The 21,807-nt window shown below is 60.0% G+C and carries 28 protein-coding genes; 10 read left to right on the top strand and 18 right to left on the bottom strand.

Annotation, left to right across the window (positions count from 1 at the left end; translation table 11 throughout):
• Window positions 1-143 precede the first annotated feature (143 nt).
• Window positions 144-1,049 (top strand): LysR family transcriptional regulator, encoded by a 906-nt coding sequence (locus ACR1XY_RS09320; RefSeq protein ID WP_480592452.1) that lies wholly within the window; start codon window positions 144-146, stop codon window positions 1,047-1,049.
• Window positions 1,050-1,107: 58 nt separating this feature from the next.
• Here the strand turns inward: ACR1XY_RS09320 and ACR1XY_RS09315 are convergent, their stop codons facing one another.
• The 5 genes from ACR1XY_RS09315 to ACR1XY_RS09295 are packed head-to-tail and all read right to left on the bottom strand — an operon-like array spanning window position 1,108 to window position 4,787.
• The gene (locus tag ACR1XY_RS09315; RefSeq protein ID WP_480592450.1) at window positions 1,108-1,818 is read right to left on the bottom strand and encodes an SDR family NAD(P)-dependent oxidoreductase; all 711 of its coding nucleotides are present in this window, start codon (window positions 1,816-1,818) and stop codon (window positions 1,108-1,110) included.
• A 53-nt stretch (window positions 1,819-1,871) separates the two neighbouring features.
• On the bottom strand, window positions 1,872-2,774 hold the full coding sequence (locus ACR1XY_RS09310) for an OmpA family protein (RefSeq protein ID WP_480592448.1): 903 nt from the start codon (window positions 2,772-2,774) through the stop codon (window positions 1,872-1,874).
• Complete coding sequence (locus ACR1XY_RS09305; protein ID WP_480592446.1) at window positions 2,771-3,343, bottom strand: peroxidase-related enzyme; 573 nt, start codon at window positions 3,341-3,343, stop codon at window positions 2,771-2,773. Before ACR1XY_RS09305 ends, ACR1XY_RS09310 begins: the two co-directional genes overlap by 4 nt.
• Before the next feature lie 14 nt (window positions 3,344-3,357).
• The gene (locus tag ACR1XY_RS09300; RefSeq protein WP_480592444.1) at window positions 3,358-4,068 is read right to left on the bottom strand and encodes a GNAT family N-acetyltransferase; all 711 of its coding nucleotides are present in this window, start codon (window positions 4,066-4,068) and stop codon (window positions 3,358-3,360) included.
• The gene (locus ACR1XY_RS09295; protein ID WP_480592442.1) at window positions 4,065-4,787 is read right to left on the bottom strand and encodes a competence/damage-inducible protein A; all 723 of its coding nucleotides are present in this window, start codon (window positions 4,785-4,787) and stop codon (window positions 4,065-4,067) included. The genes ACR1XY_RS09300 and ACR1XY_RS09295 overlap by 4 nt, the downstream gene beginning before the upstream one ends.
• 52 nt (window positions 4,788-4,839) lie before the next feature.
• Between ACR1XY_RS09295 and sfsA the strand changes: the two genes are divergently transcribed.
• Window positions 4,840-5,535, top strand: coding sequence for a DNA/RNA nuclease SfsA (gene sfsA, locus ACR1XY_RS09290; RefSeq protein ID WP_480592441.1), 696 nt, complete (start codon window positions 4,840-4,842; stop codon window positions 5,533-5,535).
• Between the two features lie 55 nt (window positions 5,536-5,590).
• Window positions 5,591-6,232 carry an imm11 family protein gene (locus tag ACR1XY_RS09285; protein WP_480592439.1) on the top strand — a complete coding sequence of 214 codons (642 nt, stop codon included), beginning with the start codon at window positions 5,591-5,593 and terminating at the stop codon, window positions 6,230-6,232.
• On the opposite strand, the gene ACR1XY_RS09280 is transcribed toward ACR1XY_RS09285, so the two are convergent.
• Window positions 6,229-7,905 carry a tetratricopeptide repeat-containing sulfotransferase family protein gene (locus ACR1XY_RS09280; protein ID WP_480592437.1) on the bottom strand — a complete coding sequence of 559 codons (1,677 nt, stop codon included), beginning with the start codon at window positions 7,903-7,905 and terminating at the stop codon, window positions 6,229-6,231. The genes ACR1XY_RS09285 and ACR1XY_RS09280 overlap by 4 nt on opposite strands.
• Window positions 7,906-8,086: 181 nt before the next feature.
• On the opposite strand from ACR1XY_RS09280, the gene map reads away from it, so the two are divergent.
• Complete coding sequence (gene map, locus ACR1XY_RS09275) at window positions 8,087-8,899, top strand: type I methionyl aminopeptidase (protein ID WP_480592435.1); 813 nt, start codon at window positions 8,087-8,089, stop codon at window positions 8,897-8,899.
• Here the strand turns inward: map and ACR1XY_RS09270 are convergent.
• From ACR1XY_RS09270 to ACR1XY_RS09255, 4 genes are read right to left on the bottom strand one after another with little or no spacing between them, the layout of a single operon-like run.
• Window positions 8,887-9,066, bottom strand: a complete 180-nt coding sequence (locus ACR1XY_RS09270) for a hypothetical protein (protein ID WP_480592433.1) — start codon at window positions 9,064-9,066, stop codon at window positions 8,887-8,889. The genes map and ACR1XY_RS09270 overlap by 13 nt on opposite strands.
• Before the next feature lie 23 nt (window positions 9,067-9,089).
• Window positions 9,090-9,725, bottom strand: coding sequence for an HAD family hydrolase (locus ACR1XY_RS09265; protein WP_480592431.1), 636 nt, complete (start codon window positions 9,723-9,725; stop codon window positions 9,090-9,092).
• On the bottom strand, window positions 9,718-10,278 hold the full coding sequence (rsmD, locus tag ACR1XY_RS09260; protein WP_480592429.1) for a 16S rRNA (guanine(966)-N(2))-methyltransferase RsmD: 561 nt from the start codon (window positions 10,276-10,278) through the stop codon (window positions 9,718-9,720). The genes ACR1XY_RS09265 and rsmD overlap by 8 nt, the downstream gene beginning before the upstream one ends.
• On the bottom strand, window positions 10,275-11,486 hold the full coding sequence (locus tag ACR1XY_RS09255; protein WP_480592427.1) for an NAD(P)/FAD-dependent oxidoreductase: 1,212 nt from the start codon (window positions 11,484-11,486) through the stop codon (window positions 10,275-10,277). Before ACR1XY_RS09255 ends, rsmD begins: the two co-directional genes overlap by 4 nt.
• A 98-nt stretch (window positions 11,487-11,584) precedes the next feature.
• Between ACR1XY_RS09255 and ACR1XY_RS09250 the strand changes: the two genes are divergently transcribed.
• The 4 genes from ACR1XY_RS09250 (at window position 11,585) to ACR1XY_RS09235 (ending at window position 13,130) form a co-directional block, all read left to right on the top strand.
• The gene (locus tag ACR1XY_RS09250) at window positions 11,585-12,070 is read left to right on the top strand and encodes a redoxin family protein (protein WP_480592425.1); all 486 of its coding nucleotides are present in this window, start codon (window positions 11,585-11,587) and stop codon (window positions 12,068-12,070) included.
• A 102-nt stretch (window positions 12,071-12,172) separates the two neighbouring features.
• The gene (locus ACR1XY_RS09245) at window positions 12,173-12,418 is read left to right on the top strand and encodes a glycine zipper 2TM domain-containing protein (protein WP_480592423.1); all 246 of its coding nucleotides are present in this window, start codon (window positions 12,173-12,175) and stop codon (window positions 12,416-12,418) included.
• An 11-nt stretch (window positions 12,419-12,429) separates the two neighbouring features.
• Window positions 12,430-12,777, top strand: a complete 348-nt coding sequence (locus ACR1XY_RS09240) for an EF-hand domain-containing protein (protein ID WP_480592421.1) — start codon at window positions 12,430-12,432, stop codon at window positions 12,775-12,777.
• A gap of 47 nt (window positions 12,778-12,824) precedes the next feature.
• On the top strand, window positions 12,825-13,130 hold the full coding sequence (locus tag ACR1XY_RS09235) for a hypothetical protein (protein ID WP_480592419.1): 306 nt from the start codon (window positions 12,825-12,827) through the stop codon (window positions 13,128-13,130).
• Here the strand turns inward: ACR1XY_RS09235 and ACR1XY_RS09230 are convergent.
• Genes ACR1XY_RS09230 through ACR1XY_RS09215 form a run of 4 tightly spaced genes read right to left on the bottom strand, consistent with a single transcriptional unit; the run spans window position 13,127 to window position 15,869 of the window.
• Entirely contained in the window at window positions 13,127-13,420 is a 294-nt protein-coding gene (locus ACR1XY_RS09230) for a 4a-hydroxytetrahydrobiopterin dehydratase (RefSeq protein ID WP_480592417.1), read from the bottom strand. The two genes, ACR1XY_RS09235 and ACR1XY_RS09230, sit on opposite strands and share 4 nt — an antisense overlap.
• The gene (locus tag ACR1XY_RS09225) at window positions 13,417-14,604 is read right to left on the bottom strand and encodes a GNAT family N-acetyltransferase (RefSeq protein WP_480592415.1); all 1,188 of its coding nucleotides are present in this window, start codon (window positions 14,602-14,604) and stop codon (window positions 13,417-13,419) included. The genes ACR1XY_RS09230 and ACR1XY_RS09225 overlap by 4 nt, the downstream gene beginning before the upstream one ends.
• 45 nt (window positions 14,605-14,649) lie before the next feature.
• Window positions 14,650-15,417 (bottom strand): glycerophosphodiester phosphodiesterase family protein, encoded by a 768-nt coding sequence (locus ACR1XY_RS09220; RefSeq protein WP_480592414.1) that lies wholly within the window; start codon window positions 15,415-15,417, stop codon window positions 14,650-14,652.
• Entirely contained in the window at window positions 15,414-15,869 is a 456-nt protein-coding gene (locus ACR1XY_RS09215; RefSeq protein ID WP_480592412.1) for a RidA family protein, read from the bottom strand. Before ACR1XY_RS09215 ends, ACR1XY_RS09220 begins: the two co-directional genes overlap by 4 nt.
• A 335-nt stretch (window positions 15,870-16,204) precedes the next feature.
• Here ACR1XY_RS09215 and ACR1XY_RS09210 point away from each other — a divergent pair, with 335 nt between their 5' ends.
• Both ACR1XY_RS09210 and ACR1XY_RS09205 read left to right on the top strand, forming a co-directional pair.
• Entirely contained in the window at window positions 16,205-16,975 is a 771-nt protein-coding gene (locus ACR1XY_RS09210) for an MlaA family lipoprotein (RefSeq protein WP_480592568.1), read from the top strand.
• On the top strand, window positions 16,965-17,573 hold the full coding sequence (locus ACR1XY_RS09205) for an MlaC/ttg2D family ABC transporter substrate-binding protein (RefSeq protein ID WP_480592410.1): 609 nt from the start codon (window positions 16,965-16,967) through the stop codon (window positions 17,571-17,573). Before ACR1XY_RS09210 ends, ACR1XY_RS09205 begins: the two co-directional genes overlap by 11 nt.
• A gap of 57 nt (window positions 17,574-17,630) precedes the next feature.
• Here ACR1XY_RS09205 and ACR1XY_RS09200 read toward each other — a convergent pair whose 3' ends face one another.
• Genes ACR1XY_RS09200 through ACR1XY_RS09185 form a run of 4 tightly spaced genes read right to left on the bottom strand, consistent with a single transcriptional unit; the run spans window position 17,631 to window position 21,802 of the window.
• Entirely contained in the window at window positions 17,631-18,728 is a 1,098-nt protein-coding gene (locus tag ACR1XY_RS09200; protein WP_480592408.1) for an ABC transporter ATP-binding protein, read from the bottom strand.
• 5 nt (window positions 18,729-18,733) lie between these two features.
• Window positions 18,734-19,633: a carbohydrate ABC transporter permease gene (locus ACR1XY_RS09195; protein ID WP_480592406.1), complete on the bottom strand. Its 900-nt coding sequence runs from the start codon at window positions 19,631-19,633 to the stop codon at window positions 18,734-18,736.
• Window positions 19,626-20,498, bottom strand: coding sequence for a carbohydrate ABC transporter permease (locus ACR1XY_RS09190; RefSeq protein ID WP_170387762.1), 873 nt, complete (start codon window positions 20,496-20,498; stop codon window positions 19,626-19,628). The genes ACR1XY_RS09195 and ACR1XY_RS09190 overlap by 8 nt, the downstream gene beginning before the upstream one ends.
• A 59-nt stretch (window positions 20,499-20,557) precedes the next feature.
• A complete protein-coding gene (locus ACR1XY_RS09185; RefSeq protein WP_480592405.1) occupies window positions 20,558-21,802 on the bottom strand; it encodes an ABC transporter substrate-binding protein in 1,245 nt (414 codons plus the stop codon).
• Window positions 21,803-21,807: the final 5 nt, after the last annotated feature.

Here is a 21,807-nt window from a genome sequence, read left to right as displayed (position 1 = left end):
TAGCGGCACCGGAAACCATTGTTTCCGCGTTTCCCATCTGCAAACGATCTGATTCAAATCCCTGATATTATCCCATGTCTGCCCTGTTTCCGCCCAGATTGAAGGCGACAGTCAGGCAAAGATTTTGCACCCGGGGAACGAGAATGGATCGACTTACCGAAATGGAAGCCTTTGCCAATGTGGTGGACCAGGGTGGCTTCACCGATGCGGCCAAGAAGATGGGCATCTCCAAATCGGCAGTGTCAAAGCACGTGTCCAGCCTTGAGGCCCGACTGGGCGCACGGCTGCTCAACCGTACGACACGCCGCGTGTCCCCCACCGAGATCGGGCTGGCCTATTACGACCGTGCCCGCCGCGTGCTGAACGACGCGGGCGAGGCGGATGCGCTGGTGACCTCGATGCAGTCGGCCCCCTCGGGCCTGCTAAGGATCAGCGTGGCGACGGATTTCGGCGTGAATCACCTGTCGCCGGTTCTTTCGGATTTCCTCGCAGCCTATCCGGATATCACCGTGAACATGGTGCTGAACAACCGCTATGTGGAGCTGATCTCGGAAGGGTTCGACGTTGCCGTGCGCATTGGTGAGCTGGAAGACAGCACTCTGCGCGCCCGCAAGCTGACGGAAACTGTCAAACGGATGGTCGCCGCGCCCAGCTATATCGAGAAATTCGGACGTCCGCAGAAGATCGACGACCTGAACGAACACAAGTTGCTGCACTACTCCAGCCAATCCTCAGGCAATGTGTGGAAACTGACGGCACCTTCGGGTGAAAAACGGCAGGTGCGCACCGCAGGCTGGCTGAGCGTCAATGACGGGCAATCGCTGTTGAATGCGGCCATCTCCGGGCTGGGGATCGCATATCTGCCCAGCTACCTGTACGCGGACGCGCTGAAATCCGGTGCGGTTCTGGATGCGATGCCGTCGTTGCCCGACGAAGTGCAGGGCGTCTATGCCGTCTACCCGCCCGGCCGCTTTACCCAGCCAAAGGTGCGGGCATTTATTGATTTTCTTGTCGAGTCTTTCAACGAAAAGGGCCCGATGGACTGGTAATATCTCCCCCGGTGAACCTCGACGGCCCGTGCATCTGCGCGGGCCTTTTTTTGTCCGCTCAGAACCGTTCAACCCACGGGCGCAGGGTCAACTCATCGCTCCAGGCCGAGCGGTCCTGATGGATCAGATGCATGTACTCCCGTGCGATGGCATCCGGGTCCAGCATCGAGTCGGGCGTGTCAGCCCCTGCAACCCGGTCCGGATTGCGGATACCGCCGTCGATATTGACCCAGGCCACATGGATGCCTCGGGGGTGCAGTTCGCGTGCCATGGACTGCGCCAGCCCCCGTTGCGCAAACTTGCCCATGGCAAAAGGTGCCGAAAGCGGGAAACCTTTGACCCCTGCCGAGGCGCCGGTGAACAGGATCGTGCCACGTCGGTTGTCGCGCATCGGCTGATCCAACATCCGGCGGGCGGCGGCCTGACCCAGCAGAAACGCCCCATGTGCGGTGACTTCTACCGCCTTGCGTACCGTTTCCGGATCAAGCTCGGTGATCGGGCCACGCTGCCGGGCCGAAGGGTTATAACACGCAACCCGCAGCTCTCCCGGCAGACCGGCAACCAGCGCCGCCACGCCTTGGGCTTCCGTGCCATCCAACTGATGCAGCCTCGCCCCTGTCTCGGTGGCCAAGGGTGCCAGATCGGACACGTCGCGGGCCGTCAGATGCACGGCATATCCGCCCTGTGCCAATGCCCGCGCGAACGAGGCCGACAGACCGGTCCCCGCGCCAATGATCAATGCCTGCGGCGTTGGTGTCTGGTCAGTCATGTGGGCTCCTTTCGTATTCGATCGGCTCGCCTGTCAGACCTGTGTCACCGGGGTCAATTGACCAGCAGAACCGCCTCGACCCGGCGGTTCAGGTCGCGGCCTTCGGGCGTGGCATTCGAGGTCAGGGGGGCCAGATATCCAATGCCACGGGCTTCAACCCGGTCGGCAGCAACCCCATGCGACTCGATCAGGCGAGCCCGGACCGCCTGCGCCCGACCCGTGCTGACCGAGATATTGGCATCCAGCGCGCCGGAATCGTCCGTGTGACCGACCAGCGCCAGCCGCGTACCGGGGTTGTCGGCCAGATAGGCCGCGATCCGGTTTAGTGAGGCAAATGGGCCATCGCCCAGCGTGATCTCTCCGGTGCGGAAATGCAGATCGTCCAGAATCACATGCCCGTTCTGTTCCAACGCGGCCAGTAACCCGCCGGATACATCGGCCGTTTCCTCGATCACCAGAGGTGGTGGGGCCTCGGCGTCAACCGGAGAGACCCGGATCAACTGAACGTACCCGCTGGGCGGGTTGCGACTGACCAGCAGACTTAGCACATCGTCGCCGCGGGTGGCCGACAGAAAGCGGTAATCCTGAATCGCCACATACATGTCGGGGGTCGGAACAACCTCGGTTCCGAAGCGGAAATCGAACCCACCACAGGTGCGGGCCTCGCATTCGAACAGCACGTCATAGCCCTGCGCGACGATCTGATCGCGCAGTGGGGCCAGCAATTGCAGCGTCGTACTGGAGCCCGATTGCAAGCGCCATGTGATCCGTTCAACCCGCCCCTCAACCTGCCGCGTCGGCAAGGTGCCATCGGCAAACGGGCCGGTTGGCAGGTCATAGCTGTCAAGCGGGCTGACCCGGTCGCTGATCTGGCGTGCGCCCGAAGGCAACGTCAGGTCCTGCGCGATACCCGGCCCGACCAACAGCAACAGGATCAGTGAGGCAAAGCGGATCATCGGGCCTGCGCGTGATATTGGTCGTTCGGAATCATCGCCGTGGCACTGGCGACCCGGTTTGACATGTTGAAAAAGCCGGCCACGTTGGCGATGTCCCAGATGTCGCGATCCGTGAACCCCACATCCCGCAGGCGCTGGCGGTCGGGTTCCTCGACCTCGGTACTTGCCGAGGTCATCTTGGCGGCAAAGTCCAGCATCGCCCGTTGGCGCGTGTCCAGAGGCGCGACACGGTAATTCATCACCAGCATTTCCCCCAGCTGCGGATCACCCGACAATTGCCGCACCGCCGCGCCATGCGCCACAAGACAGTAGAAGCACTTGTTAATCGCCGATACGACCACCGCGATCATCTCACGTTCCAGCTTGCTGAGGCCGCTATCGCCCAGCATCAGGTCGTTATACATCGCGGTGAAGGCGTTCAGCTTGTCGATGTCAAACGCATAGGCCCGCAGCACGTTCGGCACAAAGCCCAGCTTATCCACGCAGATATCAAAGTATTTCTGCGTCTCGGGCGGCAGCGGGTCCACCATCGGCAGGTCCAGCGCAGTTGGGGCGGTTTGGTCGGTCACGTCGGGCTTTCTCCTCAAATAAGCTGACGGTAGTGGTATTCGCCGGCAATCTCCATCCCGAGCGCGTGATAAAGCCCGTTTGCCCCGGCGTTTGCCCTGGTGCAGATCACGCTGAGCGTATCTGACCCATTTTCCCGTGCCCAGAAGGCGGCGGCGCGCATTGCCCAGCCGCCAAGGCCCTGACGGCGATGATCGGGTAGGATTTCCAGCGCGTGAACCATCGCGACCCCGCCGTGAACAGCAACAAAACCGGTCCCGGCAGGATGATCACTGTGGCGCAGAAGCAGGCTGGTTTTCGGACCCTGCGCGCGTTCCATCACGGCAAGCCTCTCGGGACCGATGCCGCCCTTCGCCCAGATTTCGCGCATGATCGCCAGCGGCTCGGGCGTGAGGAACACCTTGACACGGGGGATCGGCGTACCCGTCAGGTGATCGGTCGGGCAGGCATAGATGTTGACCGGATCCAGAACCTGATACCCGCGCGCGGCCAGTTGGTTATCCAGCGCCTCATCCCCCGGGCGCAGGCAGAAGATGCGCTTTTGCCCCATCGCCTGCATCGCAGCCTCGGCGGCATCGATATCAGCCTCGCTTGCCGGACCCAGCGCATTGGCTGCAGATACGCGCGACCCACCGCCTTGCCCCTGACGCAGTTGAAACGGCCCCAGCCGATCATACCGCGCAGCAGGCCATGTGCCATCGACGATGTCCGCCCAGTTGACGTTCACAATTCAAGCTCTTTCGCAAGCCGGGTCGTGGCGGCATCGATGCGCGCGCCATCGGTGCCACGCAACACCACGTTCGCCCCGAAAACACCGTTGATCTGGAACGGATAACACCCGATGGACAGGTCTGAAAACTCCTCGGCCAGCGCGGAAAGAGTGGCCGCAATATCACCTTCGCCCCTGTTCACACGCAGAGTCTGGGAAAACAACGGGCTGCCCCCGGTCAGGCCGGGCAACACACTGGCCACCATCGCCTGAAACACCGACGGCACCCCTGCCATCACATGCACGTTGCCGATAGTGAACCCCGGCGCAGTCGAGACCGGATTGTCGATCAATTCCGCTCCGTCCGGGATGCGTGCCATGCGCAGGCGGGCCTCGTTAAACTCCAATCCCGACTTGTCATAATGCGCCTGCAACAGGGCGCGCGCATCGTCGCGAATGTCGATATGCACCCCGAAGGCGCGGGCGATACAATCGGCGGTAATGTCGTCATGGGTCGGGCCAATCCCGCCACTGGTGAAAACATGGTCGTGGCCGTCGGACAAAGCCTTGACCGCCGCCTCGATCGCAGGGGCATCGTCGCTGACGATCCGCACCTCTTTGAGGTCGATGCCATGTTTGGTCAGTTCCCCAGCGAGATAGTGCATATTCGCATCGCGGGTCCGGCCCGAGAGTATCTCATCCCCGATCACCAGCATTGCGGCGGTTGGATTGGCCATGGTGCGTGCCCCCCTCTTGATCGACCGTTAGGGCAGGTATAGGCCCTGAGACATGCGATTTGAAACCCCCCTTGTCCCCGCCCGCCTGATCCGCCGCTACAAACGCTTTCTGGCGGATTGCACATTGGAGGACGGGCGCGAGGTCACCGCCCACTGCGCAAATCCGGGTTCAATGATGGGGCTGGCAGAGCCGGGTGAGAAAACCTGGCTGGAGCCCAATGACGACCCGAAGAAAAAGCTGAAATACGGCTGGCGGCTGGTCGATCATGAAAATGGCCATTTCACCGGGGTCGACACGTCGGTCCCGAACAAGGCCCTGCGCGCCGCGTTGGAGGCACGTGAAATCCCCGAACTGGCCGCTTATGAAACTGTCCGCCCCGAGGTGAAGTACGGTGAAAACAGCCGCATCGACTTTCTGCTGACCCAGCCGGGCCTGCCGGACGCTTACGTCGAGGTCAAAAGCGTCACCCTGTCGCGCCAGCCGGGTCTGGCCGAGTTCCCCGACAGCGTCACCGCCCGCGGCACAAAACATCTGGGTGAGCTGGCGGCGATGGTGGCACAGGGACACCGGGCGATCATGCTGTACCTGGTGCAGCGCACCGATTGCGACAGCTTCGCGCTAGCCACAGATATCGACCCGACCTATGCGGCAGCGTTCGAGGCCGCACAGGCACAGGGGGTGGAGCGGTTGGTTTATGGGACTGAGATTTCGCCAGAAGGTGTTTGGGTCGTAAACCGCATAGGATAGCTTGCAATTAACGTATTGATGAAATTCTACGCAATTACCGCACTTTGAGGAAGCAGTGACACATAAGAAAGTTTGGGAATCCCTCCTTCTGTACGGCACCCGCAATGTCCAGCCCGTCGAGGTCCATCTGGATGCTCCACGACCGTCCGGGTATGTGGCGTTTCGAAAAAGAAACGAAGATGCGCAGGACATAGATGTGTCCGAGTATCCGGACTACATTTATTTCGAATTTCGCGATCTCCCCAAGAAAAAGAAGGAAAATCTGCCGGATATTTTTACGGGCCATTTGGGTTTGATTTTTGTGTCGGAGTCGATGCGTGATCTGCTGAAGCAGTTTGGGCTCGGCCGAACCCGGTTTCATGAGGTAGAGTTGCGCGAATACGACCAAGAAACGCCCTATCCTGGGCGGCGATGGTTTTTCATGCATATTTTGGAGAACCGAAAAACACTCGTCCCGGATCAATCTATTGGGCTTAGACCGGTTGGAACCAAGGGATTAGCGTGGAGGTCAATCCCTGAAGACAAAAACAAGCTTGCGGTCGACCCGTCGTCCGCCTGTGATCTAGACTTCTGGATGGATCGCAGCATCAGAAGCCGCGTATTTTTCTCGGATCGTTTGAAAGTTGCGATCAAGGACTCAGGGCTCAGCGCCCGTTGGCTTGGATTCCCACCGTGTAAAGCTCTTGTATTAGACTAAGCTTTAGATTGCCGATCAAAAACCTGCGGCCACAGATCCGTGTCCAAACCTTGCACAAACGGCTCCAACTGATCCGCCACCGCTTGCCAGCCTCCGACAGAGGCTGTGTTAACCGGCTGCCGGGCCTGCAAGTTACTGGCCGTTTTGATCGCATTCGCGGATTGGTCCGGCGTCAGCATGGCGTCCTCGAAAGGCAGATCACAAATCCGCGCCAGTTCTTCGGCTGTGCCCTTTAGGTTGCCCACCAAAGTCTCATACCGGATATCGTGGATGCGGCCCGGCATAAGCTGATGCCAGTGGCGCATGTAACGCTGATACCGGTTGGCCTCGGCCGCCATCCAGTTCAGGTCATGGGTGTAGTACAGCCCACCCGCTCCGAAATTCGCGCGCCACATGGACAGGGCGACATCGCGCGGATCGCGCAACACGTTGAGGATCACGGCGTTGGGGAACGCCTGCGCGATCTCACCCAGAAAGGCATAGTTGCCGGGGGCTTTATCCACAAAGGCCTTGGCATTCCCGGACAGCGCGGGCAGCTTTGCCATGTAGTGATCTGTCAGCCCATTGATTTCACGCCATTCCGGCGGCTGCGCTTCGGCCTGCCGGGCCCATTGATGGACCGAGGGCAGCTCTCCGAGACCCTGAACGGTGGAATGGCGGGCCAGAATACGCTCGACCAGCGTGGTGCCGGACCGGGGCAGGCCGACCACGAAAATCGGCCGGGGGATGCCTGCGGATGGTTCAGACCCGGCAGCGGGCAAAGGGGCGGCCAGCCGTTTGGCGCAGTCTTTGGCGCTGCGTTCTTCCCAGGCTTCGAACCCGTTGCGCTGCAGTTTGTGGGCCTCAGCCAGGTGCTGCATTTCCTGCGCAGTGTTCTTTTGCCGGCGCGCCAGATTGGCCGCAGCAAAACGCAGTTTCACCTCGTCCTCAGGGTTGGCTGCCAGGCCGCGTTCCAGCGTATTGGAAATCCGGGCCTGCAGCGTGGCTATGTCGTCAAAAGTGAGGTTCGGCAGTCCGGCCATCATTTCCAGCGCGTCCGGATGTTCTGGCGCCAAAGCAAGGGTTGCGCGGGTATTTTTCAGAACGTCGCCCAATTGACCCAGGCCCAGTTGCGATCTGGCCAGCCGCAGCAAGCCGGGAAAGAATCTCGGCTGTTTTTTGACCAGCGCCGTCAGCACCTCGACAGCGTCGCCCCAGCGGTGCATCGAATCCAGAATGTCCGCCTTCAGGATCTGTGCGTTCGGATTGGCAGGCTCGCGACTCAAGACCTGCTCGACATCGGCCAGCGCCTGTTCCGGCTGCTGCTCTTGCAGCAGGGCCAGCGCGCGGATGAACTGCAGGGCGGGGCTTAGAGGGCCGCGCGCAGCGACCTTATCCAGAAACGTCAGCGCATCGGCGGGATCGCCCCCCTGAACCAGGCTGAGCGCATAGTTCTGGGTCAACTCGGCGTTTTCGGGATCCAGTCGCCAGGCCTGATGGAAATGGGTCTGGGCCAGTTTGGGTTTTTGCTGCTGCACCGCGCTGATGCCCGCAAGTCTTGGCAAGGCCGCAGCTTTTGGCCATTTCTTGGCAGCCTTGGTGGCCCGCTTGAACGCGCGATCCGGTCGCCCGGCCTTGAGAAGCTCACTGATGCTGGCAATCTCGGCCCTCAACTGGTCAGCTTTTCTTTGCATCGGCCTGCCCTTCTCTGTTTCGTGTGCCCGCCCGGACTTGCCTTGTGCTAGTTCATTATTACCTGATGGTCTACATGTGATCGGGTGGGTGGTTCTGACATTGCGACCCGACACCCTCTGGTACTTTCTGCACAAGCAGCGTAAAAGAAATGCCGCGCGAAACATTTGGAGCCTCGCATCCATGAAGGAACATCGTGGCCGTCTGACCAAAGACGGTATCCGCATCTATGAACAGGGTGACTTTGCCGGCATGCACGCGGCAGGAGCCCTGGCCGCGCGGATTCTGGATGACATTGCCGAGCACGTCTTTCCCGGCCAGACCACCGGCGTGATCGACGGTCTGATCACGCAAATGGTCGAGGACGCGGGAGCAACCTCGGCCACCATCGGCTACAAGGGCTATCAGCACGCCAGCTGCATTAGTGTGAATCACGTGGTTTGTCACGGAATTCCTGGCGACAAGCGGCTGAAGGATGGTGATATCCTGAATATCGACGTCACGGTCATCGTTGACGGCTGGTTCGGCGATACGTCCCGCATGTATGTGGCGGGCAAATTGCCGCGCAAGGCCGAGCGCCTGATCCAGGTGACCCATGACGCCCTGTTCAAGGGGATAGAGATGGTCAAGCCGGGCAATACGTTCGGTGATATCGGCCACGCCATTCAGGCTTATGTCGAGGCGCACCGGATGAGTGTTGTGCGTGATTTCTGCGGTCACGGTCTGGGCCGGGTGTTCCACGCGCCGCCCAACGTGCTGCATTATGGCCGTCCCGGCACCGGTGCCGTTCTGGAAGAGGGCATGTTCTTCACCATCGAACCAATGGTCAATCTGGGCCGCCCCGAGACCAAGACGCTGGCCGACGACTGGACCGCGGTGACCAGAGACAAGTCGCTGTCGGCGCAGTTCGAACATTCGGTGGGCGTGACGGCAGATGGGGTCGATATCTTTACCCTGTCACCGGGCGACAAATTTCACCCGACCTACTCCTCCTGATCGGCGGCCTGATCGCGCATCAGTTTCAGCAACAGGGTTTCCTGCCCCCATGGCGTCACCGCGTCGTGGATGAACACCGGCGCGCGGGTGGGTTTCCGCTCGGGTCCGGTGGTTGCGTCGGTTTCCTGCGGAACAGTCCAGATCGGAGGTGTCAGGGCGCGGTCCATGCTTGAATTCTAGCACGTCCCGGTCAAATCCCCAAAAGCACCGGAACCTCGGCCATATCGGTGATCACTTCAGCACCGAGCCTGGCCAACTTTTCACCGCCCCCCTGCGGTGCATAGGCCAGACAGCGCATATTGGCGCGGATTGCGGCGGTCACACCGCTGGCGCTGTCTTCGATGACCACCGGCCGCAAGGCGCCGAACTGTTCCGCCGCAGTCAGGAACATTGTCGGGTCGGGTTTCGCCGTGCCCAACACATGTGCCGAGAACATCACGCCCTGAAAACGATCCCACAGTCCGTTCTGCCCCAGCGTGATTTTCATCTTGTCCGGGCTGCCGTTTGAGGCAACACAATAGGGGACGCCGCATGAGTCCAGCGTGGTCAGCAAATCCGAAACACCCGGCATCAAGCCCACGCCCTGCTGTAGGCGGTCATAGGTTTCGGCATAGACCTCATCGACCCAGTCATCCGGCAAGTCCGCGCCCAGCTCCCGGGCCTTGTCCCGAACACCGATCATGGTGCCACCAACAAAAAAACCCACGCTGTCCTCAAGGGTCAGATCAAGACCATAGCGCCCGAGATTGTCGACCAGCACCTGATTAGACAGCGGCTCACTATCGACCAGAACGCCGTCGCAGTCGAAAATGACCAGATCATGCATTCGGGGTATCGCTCCACATCAGGGTGATATGCGTGTCGCCGTATTTTCGGCTGTCTTGCAGGGCGAACCCCTCGGGCGGTTGCATCGGAGCGTTTTCCTCCCACACGATCAGGGCATCGTCGGCAATCCACCCCTGCGACAGGGCAGCGAAAGCCTTCTGCCCCATGGACTTGCCGTAAGGTGGGTCCAGAAAGACCAGATCATAGGGCGCGCCGGGGTTTTGGCCCAGCCGCGTGACATCCCGGCGGATCAGATCGGTGCGGTCGGCGCTGCGGGTCAGGTCGATATTCTTGCGGATCAGGCCCTGCGCCACGCGCCCATCATCTACAAATGTCACATGCGCCGCGCCACGTGACAGAGCCTCGAGCCCCAGCGCGCCAGTGCCCGCAAACAGGTCCAGCACGCGCAGCCCGTCAAAGTCGATCTGGTGGCTAAGCACGTTAAACAGGCTCTCGCGCACGCGATCGGTGGTCGGGCGCAGATGTGCGCCCGCATCCCCTTTGCCAACCGAGGCCAAGGCGCGGCCCCGGAACTCTCCGGCGATGATCCTCACGCCTTGAGCAGCGGCTTCAGGTCCGCGCTCGCGTCGGCCACGATAGCAGGATCGGCGGTCTTGCCCGATTCAATCAGACGTTTGCCGACCATATAGGCGCGTGGATCATTCATCGCGTCCACGGCAATAAGCTGGTCGCCCTTGTAATACCAGAAGGAGACGGTCTGGCCGTTTCCCTGCCGCGTCACCACGCGGTCATATCCGGTGTTCAGGCCAGCGATCTGCAGCTTGACGTCATACTGATCCGACCAGAACCACGGCGTTGCAACGTAGTCCTTGGTCGCGCCCAGCATGTTCTGAGCCACGATTTCGGCCTGATCGATCGCGTTTGGGACGCTTTCCAGACGGATACGGGCACCGCCATGCGGGAATGAGGCACAATCGCCCGCCGCCCAGATCGACGGGTCGGACGTGCGGCCATGGGCGTCGGTCTTGATACCGTTGTCCAGTTCCAGCCCAGCCATCTCGGCCAGCTGGGTCGAGGGGGCAATGCCAACGCCGACGACGACAAAATCGACCTGCAACTCAGTGCCATCTGTCAGAACCGCGCCCACCACCTTGCCGTTTTCACCGAGCAGACGCTCCAACCCGACGCCTTCGCGGATATCGGCGCCGTATTCGGTATGCAGCGCGCGGAAATAATCGCTGGTCTCGGGCGCGGCCACCCGTTGCAGAATACGGTCGGCCATCTCAACCAAGGTCACCTTGACCCCGCGCTTGGCACAGACCGCTGCGGCCTCGAGCCCGATATAGCCGCCACCGACAATCAGTGCACGCGCACCGTCGGTCACGCGGGGCTCCATCTCGTCGATATGGGCCAGATCGCGCACCACGTGGACACCCTCTAGATCGCCGCCAATCGCGGCCGGCAGGTAACGCGGGTCCGACCCGGTGGTCAACGCTAGGTCGTCGTAAGAGATGACCTCATCCCCTACGGTCACAGTCTTGGCCTGCGGGTCAATCGCGGTGACACGCTGGCCCAGACGCAGGGTGATATTGTTCTCGACGTAAAAACTCTCGGGACGCAGGAACAGGCGTTCCAGTTCCATCTCGCCCAGCAGATAGGCCTTGGACAGCGGCGGGCGCTGATAGGGCAAATGCGGCTCGGCTCCGATCAGGGTGATGTCCCCGTCAAACCCGTCCTTGCGCAGCCTGGCGACAAGCGAAGACCCCGCCTGCCCCGCACCGATCACGACAATATGGCTCATGTTCCTCCCGCCCTGTCGAATTCACGTGGTCTCATCCACACGACCACCTATATTGCGGCTGAGCCCGACTCTGCAAATCCAAACGACAGGAGCTTAAAATGATTTCAACAGGTGACATGCTGCCCGACGCCACGCTGACCCAACTGGGCGCGGACGGCCCCGAAGAGGTGCGGATTTCAGACAAGACCAAAGGGCGCAAAGTTGTGATCTTTGCGGTGCCCGGCGCCTTTACGCCGACCTGCCATTCGGCCCATGTGCCCAGCTTCATGCGCACCAAGGACCAGTTCGATGCCAAGGGCGTGGACGAGATCATCTGCGTCTCGGTCAACGACCCCTTCGTGATGAAAGCCTGGGGTGAGGCCACCGGCGCCACCGAGGCCGGTCTGACAATGCTGGGCGACGCAGCTTCCGAGTTCACCAAGGCCATCGGCATGGATTTCGACGCCCCGCCCGCCGGGCTGATCGCCCGGTCCAAGCGCTATGCCATGCTGGTCGAGGACGGCAAGGTGGTGGCGTTGAATGTAGAAGAGAACCCCGGTGCCTGCGAAATTTCGGCGGGCGAGGGTCTGCTGGACGTCATCTGATACCAGTTGGCTCCGGGGGCACCCGGGGCCATGACTGCCATTTAACTTGATGCAACGCCCTGATCTGCCAATATTCGAACAATACAATCAGGGAGTTTTTCGATGAAGCTGAAAATCATTACACTCTTGCTCGGTTCTGCGGGGGCGCTGGCCGCCTGCGGCCCAGCCCCGACCCCGCAACAACAGGCGGCGCGCCAGCACGAAATCGCTTGTCTCAGCGGCTCGCTGGGCGGTGCGCTGATTGGCGGCGCCATCGGCAACCAGTTCGGCGGCGGATCAGGCAAATCCATCCTGACAGCGGCAGGTGCTGCCGCCGGTGCCATTGAAGGCAACAGATACGCATGTTGAGGAGAACCGGAATGACACGTGGATTTATTATCGCCGCGGCCGTTTTGCTGGCCGGTGCCGCCTCGGCAGAAACCGTGGGCGAGCTGCATGAAAACGAGCTGAAAGCCATCGACGCGAACAATGACGGGTTCCTGTCCCGGGACGAGTTCGACGCCTTTTCCGATTATGCATTCCAGGAGATGGATGAGGACAAGAACGGTTCGTTGGGATTGCAGGAGGCCAAACCGTTTCTGGACATCAAACAGTTTCAGGAGGTTGACCGGAACAACGATGACTTTATCTCAAGGGCGGAATACGACGCGCAGATGAACGATGATTTCCTGTCGGCTGACAAGAACCAGAACGGCCAGCTGGATTAAACTGGACGACCTCGCGCTCAGCGAGGTCATCCACACGGGGGCGTATCATGCAAAAATGGCGACTTCTCGGCTTTCTGAGCCTGTTGGCGGCCTGTGACGTTCCACAGGCGCCGGTGGTAACCGGGCCGGACGGGCAGACGCGCATTCAGATCAATACGTCCGGGCTGACCTGCTACAACAATCGCTGTCTGGATATCAATCCGGCCGCACGCAGCGTGCGCCAGATCGGCAACCGGACAACGCGTATTCCGGGCGACATCGATGTCAGCAACGGCACCGTTACCCCCGCTGAATTCGGCCAAATGGGTGTGACCGCTGCATTGGCGGGTGGCGTCGGTGAGGGTAACCGCTAGCAGAGACTGTCCATTTTGCGCGCCAGCTTTGCGTCTAACGCGGAAAGACCGCCCACGTCATGAGTGGCCAACGTCACCTCGACCGTGCGGTAGACATTGGACCATTCAGGATGGTGGTTCCATTTCTCGGCAAATATCGCCACCTGCGTCATCCAGCCGAAGGCGTGGACGAAATCCTCGAAGATAAAGGTCTTGGTGATCGCATCCCGGCCTTCGACCATGGTCCAGCCATTCTTGAACAGCGGGTCCAGCAGCGGCCCGCGGGTCTCGATCGACAATAGTTCGGTCATTGCTGTTCCTCCGGGTTCAATTTCCTGAACGGGCCGTATTCCGTCAGGATCTCGATCTCTTCTCCCACTGCTGCGGCCTCGGCGTCCAGATATTTTCGGATCGCATCGGCAAAACCGGGGTCACCGACCCAATGCAAGCTATGCGTGCGCGCGGGCATATAGCCTCGTGCCAGCTTGTGTTCACCCTGCGCCCCGGCTTCAACCCGGGCCAGACCATGGGCAATGGCAAAATCAATCGCCCTATAGTAGCACAATTCGAAATGCAGGCAGGGGTGATGTTCGACGCAGCCCCAATAGCGGCCAAAGAGCGTTTCGCGCCCGATGAAATTCAGCGCCCCGGCAATCGGATAGCCGTCGCGCTCCGCCAGCACCAAGGCTATGTCATCCGCCATGGTTTCATGCACTATATCAAAGAATTGACGGGTCAGGTACGGTGCGCCCCATTTGCGTGATCCGGTGTCCTGATAGAAGCGCCAGAAGGCATCCCAATGTTCCGGTCGCAGCTCATCGCCGGTCAAAGTGCGAATCTGACCTCCGAACCCACAGGCTTGCGTCCGTTCCTTGCGGATATTCTTGCGTTTGCGCGAGGACAACGCCCGCAGAAACCCGTCGAAATCCGCAAATGCATCGTTGAGCCAGTGGAACTGCTGCGAAGTGCGCAGCATCAGACCCATCTGCTCACCGGCAATGGCCTCATCCTCGGTGCAGAATGTGGCGTGCAGTGACGACACCCGATTGTCGGCGGCCAGTTGCACCGCGCCTTGCACCAGCGCCGACATTCCCACCACCTCGTATCCCGGCCGTACCAAAAAGCGCCGCCCGGTTGCTGGGGTGAAGGGCACGGCAATCTGCAGCTTGGGATAATACCGACCACCTGCATTTTCGTAGGCATGCGCCCAGTTGTGATCGAAGATATATTCGCCCTGGCTGTGCGATTTGGCATACATCGGGGCCGCGCCAATCATTATCCCGTCCAGATGGGCAGTCAGGTGTTGCGGTTGCCATCCGGTACCACGCCCAACCGACCCGCTGTTTTCCAACGCCAAGAGAAACCGGTGGGTGGTAAACGGGTCCAGCGGTCGCCCGCCATCGGCAGCCTCGGGGCAGGCGCAACTGTCCCAATCCTCAGCAGAAATCTGCGACAGCGATCCCAGAACCTGAACTTCGATTTGCGCCTGATCCATGTGCCCTCCGCGTCTGACCTTTATCTGTGACGGTGGGGGAAGGGTTCAACCCGGATGCGGGGCCAAATACCCTTCGAAGGTCACATTGTCGGCAACCTCGCGCGCCTGTGCCTCTTGTTCAGGCGACCGGACCGTCCAGCACAGAATCGGCACACCCCGCGCTTTCAGCTCGGCCACACGGGGGCGGGACAGGTCTGCGACCTCGTGGCTGATGAAACTGGCGCCGACCCGGTCGAAATCGGGAATGTCACGCAGGTGATCGCAGACCTTCTGCGGCAACAGTTCGACTTTGGGCTGATACGAGCACGTCACGATGCCGCGCGGAAGATGCGGGGCAATACGCGCCAGCTCGGCAACGGAGTTGGGATTGAAAGACATCAGCGCCACCGGTCCGTCATAGCCTTGCAACGCCCGAACGGCGTCTGCCTCAAGCGGTCCGACATCAGTTCCCATCGCGCCGTCCTGATCCTTGAATTCGATCAGCAGCGGTACCGTGCCGCCCACCATCTGAAGCACCTCGTCCAGCGTGGGGATGCCGTCATCGGCATGCAGCAGCCGCGTGGCCTGCGCCTGTGCTGCCGAGATCTGCTGAATCGGACCCGACTGTCCGGTCAGACGCGTCATGTCATAGTCATGAAACACCATCGCCCGGTTGTCCGAGGTCCGTTGCAGATCAATCTCGATCCCATATCCGGCCTCTATCGCGGCCTGAATGGCCGCCCGGCTGTTTTCCGGGCGGTTGTCCGATTTGTCATGCAGCGCCCGATGCGCGATCGGGGTCTGCAGGAACACGGAAGGCAGGGACGGTGTCATTGGACCTCAAAGATACCTTCGATTTCAACGGCCACGCCCAGTGGCAACGCGGCAGCACTGACGGCGGAACGGGAATGACGACCGGCATCGCCCAGCGCCTCGACCAGGAAATCAGATGCACCGTTGATCACCTGCGGCTGCGCGGTGAAATCTGCGGTCGAGTTCACGAAACCGGTCAACTTGATCACGCGCACCAGCTTGTCAATATCGCCGCCGCAGGCCGCCTTGACCTGCGCCAACAGGTTGATGGCACAGACCTTTGCCGCCGCCGCACCGGCCTCGACCCCCATATCATCGCCCAGCTTGCCGGTTATCAGATCATCATCTTTGGAAATCTGGCCCGATACATAAACAATATTGCCGACCCGTACGAACGGCACGTAGTTTGCCGCCGGTGCCGGTGCATCCGGCAGGGTGACGCCGAGGCTTTCCAGTTTCGCTGCGATGCTCATGAGGTTTCCTCCATATCCTGAGTCGCGGCGAAGCTAACCGGGAAGGTCAGGTTCGGAAAGACTGAAAACGGGGATGGACGTGCCCGAAAGGTGGGCGTAACTCTTCTTATTCCGGACAGTTGAAGCGGTGTCGCTTTACCTCGGCCCATCGGGCAGGTTAAACGCTATCTGTTTCATACTTGTATTGGAACGTATATGTTAACTCGGATTGGGTCGCGCTATGTGGCCATAGGCAGTATTGATTGATAATTCGGGCCAATGACCCCGAATGGTTTGGAGTGGCTAAGACCGTGTTGAGCAGATCCCGCCTGAAGCACCTGATCGTACTGTCCCTGATGACAGTCCTGAGCGCCTGCGCCACGCGGCCGCCAGAGGGTACGCCTCCGAATGAAGTGTTCGATCCCTACGAAAACACCAACCGGGGCATTCACAAATTCAATCTTGGCGTGGACAGGTTCCTGTTCCGGCCGGCCTCGAAAGGCTACGTGAAAATCGTGCCTGATCCGATGGTGACCAGCTTCAACCATTTTGCTGAAAACCTGACGATGCCCGGGCAGGCGCTGGACTACCTGCTGCAAGGCAATATCAAGCAATCCGGCAATGCGCTGCTGCGATTCGTGATCAACACCACGGTGGGGGGCGCAGGTCTGTCTGACCCAGCCGCCGAGCTGAACCTGCCGCCGGTGGATACCGATTTCGGCGAAACCCTGCACGTTTGGGGCGTCGGCGAGGGCGCCTATGTCGAGTTGCCGTTCTATGGCCCCTCAACGCAGCGGGATTCTATTGGCGTCATCGTCAACCTGTTCTCGAACCCAATCAATTTCTCTCCGGTCCGGCCAGTCGATAACATTGGCGTCTATGCCGAGGTTGTACGCCGGATGGGCGACCGGGGGCGGTTCTCGGACACCATCGATTCGATCCTGTATGAAAGCGCCGACAGCTACGCGCAGGCACAGACAATTTATATTCAAAACCGTCGCTTCGAACTGGCACGGGATGATGAGGAAGCCTATCTGGGTCTGTATGACGACCCCTATGCAGATACCGGAACCGACCCTGTCAGGGACCCCTATCTAGACCCTTACGAGGACCCATATGCCGAATAACCATCTGAACAGACGCGGTTTTATCGCCACCGGCCTTGCTGGTGCTATGCTGACCGCTTTTCCCGCTTTTGCCCAGACCGAAGCCAGCGCCAAAGCACTGGTTGTCAGTGTCGTGGATGATATCAACCGCGTGATCGCCTCGGGCAAATCCGAAAAAGCGATGATCCGCGATTTCGAGAAGATTTTCGTGCAATATGCCGATGTGCCGATCATGGCGCGCTATGTGCTGGGGGCGGACGGCCGCTCGGCCAGCCCATCGCAGCTGAAGCAATTTACCAAGGCATTTCAAGGCTATATCTCAAGCAAATACGGCCGTCGCTTCCGCGAATTCATTGGCGGTCAGGTGACCGTGCGCAATGCCCGCAAGATCAAGGCAGGCTATGAGGTGCGCACCTCGGTCAAGCTGCAGGGCTCGTCACCGTTCGAGGTGACCTTCCTTGTGTCGGACAAATCGGGCCGTGACAAGTTCTTCAATATGTTCATCGAAGGTGTGAATATGCTGCTGACCGAACGGACCGAAATCGGGGCGATGCTGGATGCAAGGGGCGGAGACCTGAATCGTCTGATCAAGGACATGAACCAGAACAAGGTCGGCTAACCTGGTTTGCAGTTTGAAAAAGCGCCGCGCGATCGGGTTCGCGCGGCGCTTTTTTTGTTAGTTTAGGCGCTCGCCGGTTTCCTTGGCAAAGTAGGACACTTTGCTCATGTCAAAGGCGAGGTTCAGCATCTTGCCTGCCTGCGCGCTGGTTTCCGCGTGCAGACGCGCGGTGACCTGCTTGCCGCCCAGTTCCGAGACCACATAGGTGTCGGCCCCGGCTGGTTCGACCATATCGACCAGGCATTCAGCCTCTTGCACGCCAGCCCCGGCGCGGAACCCGGCCTCGGCAATATCTTCAGGGCGCAGACCAAGAATCACGTCCTTGGGCAACGACAGATCACGCGTATCTTTAAGCACCAGAGTCTCGCCCGTATCACGCGCGATGGCGACCTCTGTGCCCGAGCCATTCTTGGTTGCCTGCGCCGGTATCAGGTTCATCGCGGGTGAGCCCATGAAATCGGCGACAAACAGGTTGGCCGGGTTGTTGTAGATCTCGGCCGGAGTGCCGATCTGCTGCACGACTCCGCCTTTCAGAACCACGATCTTGGTCGCCAGCGTCATCGCCTCGATCTGGTCGTGGGTCACATAGACGATGGACGCATCCAGTGTCTGATGCAGCTTCTTGATCTCGGTCCGCATCTCGACCCGCAGCTTGGCGTCGAGGTTCGACAGCGGCTCATCGAACAGGAACAGCTTGGGATCGCGCACCAGCGCCCGGCCCATCGCCACACGCTGACGCTGACCACCCGACAATTGGCTGGGGCGGCGGTTCAGCAGCGGTTCGATCTGCAGCAGTGAGGCGACCTCCTTCAGTTTCGCGTCTTGCGTGGCCTGATCGACGCCGCGGACCTTCATGCCAAAGGTGATGTTCTTGGCCACCGACATGGTCGGATAGAGCGCATAGGACTGGAACACCATCGCGATGTCGCGGTCCTTGGGGCTGACATGGGTCATGTCATTTCCACCAATGGACAGCGTGCCCCCGGTGACCTCCTCCAGCCCCGCGATGCAGTTCAACAGGGTGGATTTGCCGCAACCCGAGGGGCCGACCAGGACCAGGAAATCGCCCGGTTCGATCGAGATGTTGATGTCCTTCAGAATCTCGGTCGCACCGTAGTTCTTGTAAAGTTTGTTGATATCAAGGATGGGTGCCATGGGTCTTATCCCTTCACAGAGCCAGCGGTCAGGCCGCGGATGAAATACTTACCGGCAACGACATAGACGAGCAGCGTCGGCAGACCCGCGATAATCGCGGCGGCCATGTCGACATTGTATTCTTTGACGCCGGTGGTGGAGTTTACGATGTTGTTGAGCGCCACGGTCACGGGCTGCGTGCCCGCCTGGCTGAACGACACACCGAACAGGAAGTCGTTCCAGATCTGAGTGAACTGCCAGATCACGGTCACCACGATGATGGGCAGCGACAGCGGCAGGAAGATCGACCAGAAAATCCGCAGGAACCCGGCACCATCAACGCGGGCGGCCTTGGTCAGCTCGGCCGGGATGGTGACATAGTAGTTGCGGAAGAACAGCGTGGTGAAACCCAGCCCGTAGATCACATGGACAAAGATCAGGCCCGGAATGGTCCCGGCAATCCCCATCATGCCCAGCAGACGTGCCATAGGTAGCAGCACGACTTGGAACGGGATAAAGCAGCCAAACAGCATCAGCGAGAAGATGATATTGGCCCCTTTGAACCGCCACTGCGCCACGACATAGCCATTCAGTGCGCCCAGCAGGGTTGAGATCGCCACCGCAGGCACTGCGATCAGGACCGAGTTCCAGAAGTAAGGCCGCAGGCCTTCACATTGGATACCGGTGCAAGCGCTGGACCAGGCGGTTTTCCAGGCGTCAAAGCTCACTTCGCGGGGTAGCGAAATCAGGCTGCCGGTGCGGATCTCCTCGAGGCTTTTCAGAGATGTGGTCAGCATCACAAAGAGCGGCATCAGGTAATACAGCGCGAACAGGCCCAGCAGGACGTAAAGCAGCCAACGCAGGGCAATCTTGCCGGTGGCGCTATGGGTGCGGGTTTCGGTATGGGGCATCGACAAATCAGTCATTTTTCGCCCTCAGCTCTGAGTAAAGATAGGGAACCACGATGGCGAAGACGACCAGCATCATGATCATCGCGGACGAGGCCGCTTGACCAATGTCGCCGCGCGAAAACGCCATGGCATACATGTAAGTGGCTGGCAGATCGGTTGCGTAGCCCGGTCCGCCACCCGTCAGGGCGATGACAAGGTCAAAGCTTTTGATTGCAAGGTGCGCCAGCACGATGAAGGCAGACAGGAAGATCGGCGCCATCGAGGGGATGATGATCGCCGTGTAGATGCGCCATGTGGGGATGCCATCGACCTGCGCGGCCTTGATGATCTCTCCGTCCACTGAACGAAGCCCGGCGAGGAACAGCGCCATGACGAAGCCCGAGCTTTGCCAGATCGCGGCCATCACAATGGTGTAGATGGCGTAATCGGGGTTCACCAGCCAGTCGAATTCAAAGTTTGTAAAGCCCCAGCCCTGCACCATGGATTCGATGCCCAGTCCGGGGTTCAAAATCCACTTCCAAGCAGTGCCGGTTACGATCATCGACAGCGCCATGGGATACAGGTAAATGGTGCGGATTGCCCCTTCGACGCGGATTTTCTGATCCAGCAGGATGGCCAGCAACAGGCCCAATACCATCGCGATCACGATGAACAGCGCGCCAAAGATATACAGGTTGTTGATTGCCGTATCCCAGCGGGGCGAGTCGAACAGGCGTTCATACTGGATGAATCCCTTGATCTCGTATTTCGGCAATAGTTTCGATCGGGTCAGTGACACCCAGGCCGTCCATCCGATAAAGCCGTAGACAAAGATCAATACGGCGATGAACGACGGTGCCAGCACCACCTTGGGCAGGTGGTTTTCCAGCCATTCGGACATTTTTTCCTCCGGGAGAAAAGAGGTTCCGCCCCGCAGTATAGGGGCAGAACCGGTTCGGATCAGTAGCTGTTTGCCACTGCGTCCGACAGTTGCTGAACCGCGTCAGCCGAGGACATATCCGAGTTGAAATGCGCGGTCACAACATCCGTAATCGCTCCGGCCTGCGCACCGCGCAGCGCCATGCCATGGGCATAGGACGGCAGCAGCGAGCCCGCGGCCGAGGTCGACCCCATGTCTTCTGCCGACAGGTTGGCGCAAATGTCAAAGTCATCCAGCGCCACGTCGGTCCGCGCTGGGATAGACCCTTTGTTCAGGTTGAACACCTTCTGAAAACTTGGTCCCACTATCAGCTTGGCCAGAAGGTCCTGACCGGCACGATTGTCGTCGCCTTCCACGTTGAACATGGCAAAGCTGTCGACGTTGTACAGATAGCCGTCGCCGGGGGTCGAGGCGCACAGGAAATCTTCGCCGGGTTTCTTACCTGCTGCCAGAAACTCACCTTTGGCCCAGTCGCCCATGATCTGGAACGCGGCCTCGCCATTCATCACCATGGCGGTGGCAAGGTTCCAGTCGCGGCCCGAGAAGTTTTCGTCCACGTAACCGCGCAGCGTGCGCATCTGATCAAAGACCTGCACCATGGTGTCCGATGTCAGCGCTTCGGGATCCAGATCGACCAGTGCTTTCTGATAGAATTCGGGCCCGCCGAGACCCAGCACCACCGCTTCGAACACGGTGGCGTCCTGCCAGGACTGACCGCCATGGGCCAGCGGGATCACTCCGGCATCCATCAGCTTGACGGCAGCTGCATTGAATTCGTCCCAGGTGGTCGGCATTTCAATGCCATTGGCCGCCAGGACATCCGCGTTGGCCCAGATCCAGTCCACTCGGTGCACGTTCACAGGAGCTGCGCACCATGTGCCTTCACACATCATGTGACCCGCGATCGACGCAGGCAGCACATCGGCCCAGCCTTCGGCTTCGGCCACGGACGAGATATCGGCCAGAACGCCCTCTTCATACCATTCCTGAATCGCGGGGCCTTTCAACTGCACGGCAGTTGGCGGGTTTCCGGACAAAACCCGTGCGCGCAGCGCGGTCATCGCCGCATCCCCTGCACCACCAGCAACCGGCATGTCGGTCCAGGTGCCGCCGTTCGAGGCGAACTCTTCCTGCAATACGGCCACCGACTTGGCCTCACCACCCGACGTCCACCAATGCAGAACTTCCGCCTGTGGCTCGGCCACAACGGACGACGCGGCCGCGATGGCCAGTGTCGATACGGTGGCAAATGCAAAACGATTCATTTTAG

The organism is Ruegeria sp. AD11(2025) (genome assembly GCF_056542405.1).
Note: the sequence above shows the minus strand (reverse complement) of the source record. Positions and strands in the feature narration are given on the sequence as shown.